The sequence below is a fragment of the Streptomyces sp. NPDC025793 genome (assembly GCF_055558375.1).
On the sequence record NZ_JBVHMR010000007.1, the window covers coordinates 206,103 to 215,352 of the forward strand.

Genomic DNA, 9,250 nt, shown 5'->3' on the forward strand with positions numbered 1-9,250 from the left:
CGCGAGGCTGATTCCGGTCAGTTGGCGAACGCGCTGACGCCGTCCTCCGTGGCGTGCGCCACGTCCCGCTCCGCCACCTCGTGGGTGAGGGCGCGGCGCCGTACGACGACCACCGCCGCGCCCAGCAGCGCGGTGGTCCCCGCGACCACGAACGGGACGTGGATGTCCGTCCACTCCTCGATCTTCGGCGCGAAGTAGGGGGCCGCTGCGGCCGCGAACCAGCGGACGAAGTTGTAGCCCGCGCTCGCCACCGGGCGCGGAGCGTCCGAGACGCCGAGGGCCAGCTCGGTGTACACGGTGTTGTTCACGCCGATGAGGGCGCCGGACAGGACCGTGCAGACGACGGCCGTGGTGTGGTCGCCGTAGCCGAGGACGAGGACGTCCGCGGCGAGCAGCACCAGCGAGCCGCCGAGCACCTTCAGCGAGCCGAGGCGGGCCTGCATGCGCGGGGCCACGATCACCGAGAAGACGGCGAGCAGCACGCCCCAGGCGAAGAACACCGCGCCCGAGCGGTACGGCGTCATGTTCAGCACGAACGGCGTGAAGGCCAGCACCGTGAAGAACGTGTAGTTGTAGAAGAAGGCGGAGACCGCCGCCGAGGCGAGGCCGCCGTGGCCGAGCGCCCTGATCGGGTCGAGCACCGAGGTCCTCCGGGCCGGCTTCGGCTGTTCCTTCAGGAACATCGTGATGCACAGGAAGCCGATCGCCATCAGCGTGGCCGTCCCGAAGAACGGGTAGCGCCAGCTGACGTTGCCGAGGATCGCGCCGAGCAGCGGGCCGCAGGCCATGCCGAGGCCGAGCGCGGACTCGTACAGCAGGATCGCCGCCGCGCTCCCGCCGGCCGCCGCGCCGACGATGACCGCGAGGGCGGTCGACACGAACAGGGCGTTGCCGAGGCCCCAGCCCGCCCGGAAGCCGACCAGCTGGCCGACGGTGTCCGACGTGCCGGCCAGGCCCGCGAAGACGACGACGAGGGCGAGGCCGAGCAGCAGGGTCCTGCGGCCGCCGATCCGGCTGGAGGCGAAGCCGGTCAGCAGCATCGCCACCGCGGTGATCAGGAAGTACGAGGTGAAGAGCAGGGACACCTGGCCGGCCGTGGCGTGCAGGCCCCGTGCGATGGACGGCAGGATCGGGTCGACGAGTCCGATGCCCATGAAGGCGACGACGGAGGCGCCGGCCGTGGCCCATACGGCCTTCGGTTGTCGCAACAGGTCCATCTGTGTCTCCCCTTGCCTCTTCCGACTAAGTTAGTTCGCCTAATAAATGTAATATGCATACAGTTGCTCGCGTCAAGGGTTCCGTCCGGACGGGTGATCGTCCTTGACGTGGGCGGGCAGGGGTAGGACCGTGGGGCCCTATGAGGGGCGAACCCAGTTGCCCGAGGTGTGGTGGCCGGGTCAGGGCGCCCGGTCTCTTCGCCGATTCGTGGCAGTGCGACGTGCACGGCACGGTGTATCCGCTGCAGCCCGTGATCCCGCCCAGCGTCGAAGCCCTCGCCGCCGTTGTGCCGCGCACCCACGTCCCGGTGTGGATGCCCTGGCCGCTGCCGGTCGGCTGGCTCTTCACGGGGGTGGCCTACGCGGGCGACGACCGCAGCGGGGGCCGCGCCAGCGCCGTGGCCTGCACCGGTCCCGGCCCGCTCGGCGGCCCGGCCGAACTCGTCCTGGTCGCCGAGGAGCTCGGCGTCGGCCTCGGCGCGCGCTACGCGGGCATCGACGGCCCGGACCCGGGGCCGTACATGAACATCGAGAAGCCACCCGACGCCAAGGTGCTGGCCGTCGGCCGCCCGACCCCGCTCTGGCACGTCTTCCGCACCCCCGAGGACCGCGCGGTCTTCGCGGGCGAGGCGCTCGGCATGTGGCTGTGGGCGGTGATGTGGCCCGAGCAGTCCGGGCTGCTCATGTACGACGAGCTGGTGCTGACGGATCTGCGGGACGCGGGGGCGGAGCTGGATCTGGTGCCCTGTGGGGCGTTGTCGCCGCGCTTGCTTCGGCCGTAGGCCTCTTGGGGGCTCGAAGTACCGGTACCATCGATTGTCCCCCCTTTGAATCGTCGGTGTCTGGAGTCCTTGTGCGTATAGATCTGCACTGTCACTCCACGGCTTCCGACGGTACGGACACCCCGGCCGAGCTGGTGCGGAACGCTGCCGCCGCCGGGCTGGACGTCGTCGCGCTGACCGATCACGACACCACGCGCGGGTACGGCGAGGCGATCGCCGCGCTGCCCGCGGGGCTGACCCTGGTCACCGGGGCCGAGCTGTCCTGCCGTGTCGACGGCGTGTCCATGCACCTGCTGGCCTACCTCTTCGACCCCGAGGAGCCCGCGCTCCTCGCCGAGCGGGAGCTGGTGCGCGACGACCGGGTGCCGCGCGCCCGGGGGATGGTCGCGAGGCTCAACGACCTCGGGGTGCCGGTCACCTGGGAGCAGGTCGAGCGGATCGCCGCCGGCGGTTCCGTGGGGCGGCCGCACGTCGCCACCGCGCTCGTCGAGCTGGGCGTCGTCCCGACCGTGAGCGACGCGTTCACCGAGGAGTGGCTGGCCGACGGCGGGCGGGCCTTCGTCCAGAAGCACGAGACCGACCCCTTCGAGGCGATCCGGCTGGTCAAAAACGCGGGCGGGGTCTGTGTCTTCGCGCATCCGGCCGCCGCCAAGCGGGGCCGGACCGTTCCCGAGGCGCGCATCGCCGAGATGGCGGCGGCCGGTCTGGACGGCGTCGAGGTCGATCACATGGACCACGACGCCGACGCGCGCGACCGGCTGCGTGGGCTCGCGAAGGACCTGGACCTGCTGGTCACGGGCTCCTCGGACTACCACGGCAGCCGCAAGACCGTCGCCCTCGGCGCCTGCACGACCGACCCCGAGGTGTACGGGGAGATCACGCGACGCGCCACCGGCGCGTTCCCGGTGCCGGGCACCGGCGGAGCCTGAGGCCGGCACCGGCACCGGCCCCACCGACTCACGCCCGTATCACTTCTTTCCGCAAGGCCTGCTTCCGCATGTTCGACATCGCCGTCTTCGGCTCCCTGTTCCTGACCCTTTTTGTCATCATGGATCCCCCGGGGATCACCCCGATCTTCCTCGCTCTGACCGCCGGACGGCCGGGCAAGGTGCAGAAGCGGATGGCCTTCCAGGCCGTCTGCGTGGCGTTCGGAGTCATCGCCGTCTTCGGCGTACTCGGGCACCAGATCCTGAACTACCTGCACGTGTCCGTGCCCGCGCTGATGATCGCGGGCGGTCTGCTGCTCCTGCTGATCGCGCTGGACCTGCTCACCGGCAAGACCGACGAGCCGAAGCAGACGAAGGACGTGAACGTCGCCCTCGTGCCGCTCGGCATGCCGCTGCTCGCCGGGCCCGGGGCGATCGTGTCCGTGATCCTGGCCGTGCAGAAGGCCGGCAGTGTGGCCACGCAGATCTCCGTGTGGTCCGCGATCCTCGCGATCCACGTCGTGCTGTGGCTGGTGATGCGTTACTCGCTGCTGATCATCCGGGTCATCAAGGACGGCGGTGTCGTCCTCGTGACGCGACTCGCGGGCATGATGCTCTCCGCGATCGCCGTGCAGCAGATCATCAACGGGATCACTCAGGTGATCCGGGGGAGCTGAGCCGTCCTCGGCCCGGCTCCCCCGGAAAGTGTGAGTGCGGTCGTCCCGTTACGAGGCCGGGGTCTCGGCCGGGCGGATCCACAGGCGCTGTCCGATGGCGGCGGCCTGCTGAACGATCCGGTTGACGGAGGCGGCGTCCACGACGGTGCAGTCCACGGTGGTGCCGTCGACCTCGTCGAGTCGCCTGATCTCGAAGCGCACGGGCTTCTCCCTTCGTCTGGTCATCCTCCTGCGGAGAACTACTGGTGACGTTGCTGTCGTACGCCCTAGTCAACGCGCTTCATGTTACAAACATTCCCTACGCTAAAGAAATTTTTCGAACGACTAATTACTAGCGGGTAAGGAACCGATCGGGACCGGTTGTGTTCGCAGTGTGACCACCGGGACAATGGGGGCGATGAGTGACGACCCGGCGGCCCTGGCCGCCCGCATCGACCGCACGAACGAGCTGCTGGAGCGCATGCTCGCCGAAGTGGCGAAGACGCCCTCCACACACGCGATCTTCGTCGACGCGGGCTATCTGTACGCGGCCGCGGGCCGGCTGGTCGCCGGCACCGAGGACCGCCGGGCCTTCGACCTCGACGCCGAGGGGCTGATCGACGCGCTGATCGACAAGGCCCGCACGATCTTCGCGGACAGCCGGCTGCTGCGCGTCTACTGGTACGACGGCGCCCGCCGCCGCATCCACACCGCCGAGCAGCAGACCATCGCCGAACTGCCCGACGTCAAGGTCCGCCTCGGCAACCTCAACGCCAACAACCAGCAGAAGGGCGTCGACTCGCTGATCCGCTCGGACCTGGAGTCGCTGGCCCGCCACCGCGCCATCAGCGACGCCGCCCTCCTCGGCGGGGACGAGGACCTGGTCTCGGCGGTCGAGGCGGCCCAGGGCTACGGCGCCCGGGTCCACCTGTGGGGCATCGAGGCGCCCGACGGCCGCAACCAGGCCGAGCCCCTGCTCTGGGAGGTCGACAGCCAGCGCACCTTCGAGCTGGAGTTCTTCAAGCCGTACGTCTCGCGCCGAACCGCCGCCGCGTACGACGCCTCCGCCGGGGCCCGGCCCAGCCGCGAGGACGTCCGCTTCGTCGGCGCCCAGATCGCGGCGAAGTGGCTGGCCTCCCGGGGCCGCGACGCGCTGGTCGAGCTGCTGCCCGGCCACCCCTACCTGCCCGGCTCCGTCGACCAGGACCTGCTGGTCGAGGCCGAGGGCCTGCTCCAGTACTCCCTGCGCGGCCAGGCCGATCTGCGCCGCGCCCTGCGCGACGGATTCTGGGAGCACCTGCAGGCGCAGTACTGATGCGGCGCCGGCGGGCGGACGCGTCGGCTGATGGTGATGCGTCGGCGGGCGGCGACGCGTCGGCGGGTCGTGGCACGTCGGCGGCCGGTGCCGAGTCCCCTGGTGTGGGGCGGGAGGGCACCGGCCGCAGTCTGGCCGCCGGGGCTGCGCCAGTGGTGCACTGGCGGTGATGCGGAGCCCGCCCTGTGGTTCCCTTGCGGGAAGCGGAGGCGTGAACCGGTAGCTCACCCGGCTTTCTTCCTGTGGCCCATCCGCGAAAACCGGCCGGTAATTCGAATATTTCCAGCCAGTGCCCGCGAGGGGGTGTATCCACGTGGTCACTGGTGAGCACACTGGCAGGCCAGCGCCGCGCACCACCGAGCATGCAGGACTCACCTACACGCTTTCTACGGGAGATCTTTCGGAGTAAAGCCAACACCATTAATTACACTGACTGACTGTCAACAACGCCGGGGGATCAGCACCAGTGAACAAACGAGCACTGAAACGCCTGCTCAAAGACCGACGCGCACTCATCGCCCCCGAAGCCCACGGCCTCACGCGCCCCACCGGACCCGGCCGGCGTGCCCCCGGCCTGTCCCAGCACCAGGTCGACCAGCTCGTCAACCGCGCCTTCGGCACGTACCACCGCCTGGAATCCGGCACGTATCCCCACGCGCCGGTCGACCTGCTGCGCGACATAGCCCGCCTGTTCGCGCTCAACGAGCAGGAGTGGATCTCGCTGTGCCGGTACGCGCGCGGCGAGGACCCGCCCAGCCCGCTCTACGACACCAGCGGCAACGCCGTCCCCTCCGTCTGGGAGGATGCCGTCGCCGCCGTGACGCACCCGGCCTACGTCACCGACGCCTCCTGGAACCTGCTCACCTGCAACGAGCAGTTCCACCGCCTCTTCGCGTCCGGGCGGGCCCCCGAGAACACCATGCGCTGGATGCTGATCGACGGTCGCGAGCAGCTCACCGACTGGCCGAACGCGTGGGCGCCGCTCGTCATGCCCCAGCTCCAGGCCGCGCTCGCGCAGCGCCCCGACGACAAGGTGCTGCGTGAGATCGAGCGGGAACTCCTCGGTGATCCCCTCGCCCGCCCGCTGTACGAAGTGGGCGGCGCTTCGGTCCACCCCGACGGCGACGAACGGCCGATCTGTCACGCGGCCGACGGTCCGGGCTGGGTGACGATGTGCGTGGCGCAGCCGATGTCGGCCCCCGGGGCGAGGTTCATGATTCTCATTTTTCGGCCAGGTGCACGGCGATCAAGTCAGCGTCCTCCGATGCTTCAAGCTCGCTGAGCGCGCTGAAATCCCCTTCCTTTGCCCGCGTTTGACGGGTAGCGCGAGAGCATGACCTGGACGGCAGGGAAACGAACCAGCCAACTTTGCCGTACTTTGACCTCCACCAGGTTACGCGTCCTAGGGGGGACCCATGCCCGTCAAGATCGCCCGCCCGAGCACGGCCCTCGCCGCGCACAAGGTCACCACGGGCGAGATAGCCGACGACATCCGCACCCACCACCCCGACCATCCGCGCCTCGGCGCGATCCTCCGCGTCCTCGGCAACTGCGGTGTCGAGACCCGGTACTTCACCCAACCGCTGAACTCGCCCACCGTCGGCGGTACCGCCTCCATAGGGGAGCGCGCGCCCCGGGCCTTCGCCGACTCTCTCGACATGGCGGAGCGCGCGGCCCGTTCCGCCATGCGCAGCCACGGCCTCGGACCGGGCGACATCACCGGCCTGATCACCACCCACGCCACGAGCTGGGCCGTACCGAACCTCGACATCCACCTCGTCGACCGGCTCGGCCTGCGCCCCACCGTCCGTCGCACCGCCCTGACGACCGGGGCCTGCGCGGGCGGCGCCACCGCCCTCGTCCGCGCGGTGGAGCAGGCGCTGCTCCACCCCGGCTCCCGCGTCCTCGTCGTCGCCGCCGAGGTGCTGTCCGCGGCCTACAACCACACGGACACCAGGATCGAGCACATGATCTACAAGGCGCTGTTCGGTGACAGCGCGGCCGCCACCGTCGTCAGCGACGAGCCCCTCGGCCCCGGCCTCACCCTCGACAGCCCGGAGGGACTGTTCGAGTACGTCCTGCCGGGTTCGCTCGACTTCTACGCGGGTCGTATCGACGGCAGCGGCCTGCATTTCGACTCCACCAAGGCCGCGCTGGGCGGGGCCAGGCACGTCATCCCTGCCTTGGTCGACTGGCTGGGCGACCGCCCGGTAACGGTCCCGGTCATCCATCCCGGCTCCCGGCCGATCATCATGGACACCGCCACGGCCCTCGGCCTCACCGAGGACGACGCCCGCCACTCGCTCGACACCCTCTCGGAAGAGGGAAACCTCGGAGGAGTATCGGTTCTCCGCGTCCTCGAACGCACCCACGGCCGCCCTCCGGCCGACGGCGAGCAGGCCCTGATCGTCGCCTACGGCCCCGGTTTCAGCGTCTGCGCCCTGCACGCCACGTGGACCGACTAGGACAGGGCGGTCAGAAGTGGCACACTGAAGACGGCTGTCCTGCTCTGCATCCCCCGTCGGGGCAGGGCAGTCGTCCTGCGTCAGCGGCTCATACGGTGGCCACGGGCGGCACGTCCGCCGCGCCCGTCGCGTCCGCCCCGTCCGCCGCGTCCCAGAAGTCGGCGATGGCCTCGGCCGTGGCGAGCGGCCGGTCGGTGTTGGGCGAGTGCTCCGCGTCCGCGACGACTGTGCGCCGGGCCCGCAGCCGTACCGCCATCGCGTCGAGCAGCGGCAGCGGCCAGGTGTCGTCCCTGTCGCCCGACAGCACATGGAACGGCAGCGGTAGGGCGGCCAGTTCGGCGACCCGGTCCGGCTCCGTGCACAACTGGCGTCCGGTGGCGAGGAGTTGGGCGGGCCTGGTGCCCAGCCAGCGGCGCCGCAGATCGTCCCGGTCGTCGAGTCCGCCGTCGAGCGCGGCCGTCTCGGTCTCCTCGGGCGTCTCCATCGACTGGATCGTGTCCCAGACGTCGGCCATGTCCATCACCGCGAGCGCGTCCCGCAACAGCTTCACGCGCTGCTGCTGGGACGGCGAGATCTGCGCCGGGCCCGACGCCATCAGGGTCAGCGACCGGAAGGGCGCGTGGTCCAGCAGCACGGCCGCGCGCGAGATCTGCCCGCCGAGCGAGTGCCCCAGCAGATGCACCGGGCTCCCGGCTCCGACGGCCTCCGCCTGCGCGAGCACGTCCTGCGCCAACTCGGCCTGGGCGTAGACGCGTTCATCGGTCTCGGGCCCGGCGGACTCGAACTGCCCGCGCCCGTCGACGGCCACCGTCCGGTACCCGCGCCGCGCGAGCGGCACGTGCAGCGGATTGAAGTCCTCCTTGCTCCCGGTGAACCCCGGCAGCAACAGCGCGACCCCTCGGGGCTCCACCCCGTCGGCCACGGGCGCGTCGACGACGGCGAACTCCCCACGCGCGGTACGCAGCGCGTACGCACGGGCACCGGGGGGCGGGACGAAGGTGGCGGGCCTGCTCATGGGGAGAGGCTATCGGTCGGGCGGCACACGGAACGGAGCGGGAGTGGCTACGCCGGATACGCGACGGCCCGGCCCACGGGGAGTGGGCCGGGCCGTCGGTGACGGGCGTTCCGGATCAGCCTTCGGCTGCCTCGACGACCGCCGTGGCCTTACGGGTCCGGCGCCGCGGCTTGGCCTCCGGCTCCTCGGTGGCCTGCGCCGGGATCTCGGCGGTGGCCACCTCGGCGACGGCCTTGCGGGTCCGGCGTGCCTTGGGAGCGGCTGCCTCGACGGCACCGTCCGCGTCGGCGACCGTGGCGGCGGCCTTGCGGGTGCGGCGGGGCTTGGCCTCCGCTTCCGCGGCCTCGGGCGCGGCGGCCGCCGTCTTGCGGGTCCGGCGCGGCTTGGCCTCGGCCTCGGGGGCGTCGGTCGAGTCCGGCGCGGCGGCTGCCGTCTTCCGCGTGCGGCGGGGCTTGGCCTCGGCCTCCGGGGCCTCGGCCGTGGCGGCGGTCTTGCGGGTGCGGCGGGGCTTGGCCTCGGCCTCGGGGGTGTCGGTCGTCTCCGGGGCGGCGGCTGCCGTCTTGCGGGTGCGGCGCGGCTTGGTCTCCGTGGCCTCGGCGGTTTCGACAGCGGTTGTGGCGGCCGTCTTCCGCGTGCGGCGGGGCTTGGCCTCGGCCTCGGGGGCGTCGGTCGCGTCCGGCGCGGCGACTGCCGTCTTCCGCGTGCGGCGCGGCTTGGCCTCGGCCTCGGGGGCGTCGGTCGCGTCCGGCGCGGCGACTGCCGTCTTCCGCGTGCGGCGCGGCTTGGCCTCGGCCTCCGGGGCCTCGGCCGTGGCGGCGGTCTTGCGGGTGCGGCGGGGCTTGGCCTCGGCCTCGGGGGTGTCGGTCGTCTCCGG

Annotated in this window: 9 protein-coding genes and 1 pseudogene; 6 read left to right on the forward strand and 4 right to left on the reverse strand. The window is 71.4% G+C overall.

All coding sequences use genetic code 11. The annotated features are described in order from the left end of the window. Positions 1 to 17: 17 nt before the first annotated feature. Positions 18 to 1,217 carry an MFS transporter gene (locus ACZ4MF_RS16795; protein WP_467492742.1) on the reverse strand — a complete coding sequence of 400 codons (1,200 nt, stop codon included), beginning with the start codon at positions 1,215 to 1,217 and terminating at the stop codon, positions 18 to 20. 140 nt (positions 1,218 to 1,357) lie between these two features. Between ACZ4MF_RS16795 and ACZ4MF_RS16800 the strand changes: the two genes are divergently transcribed. The 3 genes from ACZ4MF_RS16800 to ACZ4MF_RS16810 all read left to right on the forward strand — a co-directional run bounded on the left by ACZ4MF_RS16800 (position 1,358) and on the right by ACZ4MF_RS16810 (position 3,602). Further along, positions 1,358 to 1,999 carry a DUF6758 family protein gene (locus ACZ4MF_RS16800; RefSeq protein ID WP_467492743.1) on the forward strand — a complete coding sequence of 214 codons (642 nt, stop codon included), beginning with the start codon at positions 1,358 to 1,360 and terminating at the stop codon, positions 1,997 to 1,999. A gap of 71 nt (positions 2,000 to 2,070) precedes the next feature. Beyond that, positions 2,071 to 2,928: a PHP domain-containing protein gene (locus ACZ4MF_RS16805; protein ID WP_467492744.1), complete on the forward strand. Its 858-nt coding sequence runs from the start codon at positions 2,071 to 2,073 to the stop codon at positions 2,926 to 2,928. Between the two features lie 68 nt (positions 2,929 to 2,996). Continuing rightward, entirely contained in the window at positions 2,997 to 3,602 is a 606-nt protein-coding gene (locus tag ACZ4MF_RS16810) for a MarC family protein (RefSeq protein ID WP_356029073.1), read from the forward strand. Positions 3,603 to 3,650: 48 nt separating this feature from the next. Here ACZ4MF_RS16810 and ACZ4MF_RS16815 read toward each other — a convergent pair whose 3' ends face one another. Beyond that, on the reverse strand, positions 3,651 to 3,827 hold the full coding sequence (locus tag ACZ4MF_RS16815; protein WP_177235293.1) for a hypothetical protein: 177 nt from the start codon (positions 3,825 to 3,827) through the stop codon (positions 3,651 to 3,653). A gap of 163 nt (positions 3,828 to 3,990) precedes the next feature. On the opposite strand from ACZ4MF_RS16815, the gene ACZ4MF_RS16820 reads away from it, so the two are divergent. The 3 genes from ACZ4MF_RS16820 (at position 3,991) to ACZ4MF_RS16830 (ending at position 7,361) form a co-directional block, all read left to right on the forward strand. Beyond that, entirely contained in the window at positions 3,991 to 4,896 is a 906-nt protein-coding gene (locus tag ACZ4MF_RS16820) for an NYN domain-containing protein (RefSeq protein ID WP_467492745.1), read from the forward strand. 466 nt (positions 4,897 to 5,362) lie between these two features. Next, the gene (locus ACZ4MF_RS16825; protein ID WP_467492746.1) at positions 5,363 to 6,178 is read left to right on the forward strand and encodes an MmyB family transcriptional regulator; all 816 of its coding nucleotides are present in this window, start codon (positions 5,363 to 5,365) and stop codon (positions 6,176 to 6,178) included. Between the two features lie 133 nt (positions 6,179 to 6,311). Next, positions 6,312 to 7,361 carry a PhlD gene (locus ACZ4MF_RS16830; protein ID WP_467492747.1) on the forward strand — a complete coding sequence of 350 codons (1,050 nt, stop codon included), beginning with the start codon at positions 6,312 to 6,314 and terminating at the stop codon, positions 7,359 to 7,361. An 88-nt stretch (positions 7,362 to 7,449) separates the two neighbouring features. On the opposite strand, the gene ACZ4MF_RS16835 is transcribed toward ACZ4MF_RS16830, so the two are convergent. Continuing rightward, positions 7,450 to 8,376 carry an alpha/beta fold hydrolase gene (locus ACZ4MF_RS16835; protein ID WP_467492748.1) on the reverse strand — a complete coding sequence of 309 codons (927 nt, stop codon included), beginning with the start codon at positions 8,374 to 8,376 and terminating at the stop codon, positions 7,450 to 7,452. Positions 8,377 to 8,491: 115 nt separating this feature from the next. Continuing rightward, positions 8,492 to 9,250 (reverse strand): annotated as a pseudogene (locus tag ACZ4MF_RS16840) (DEAD/DEAH box helicase); the annotation flags it as partial.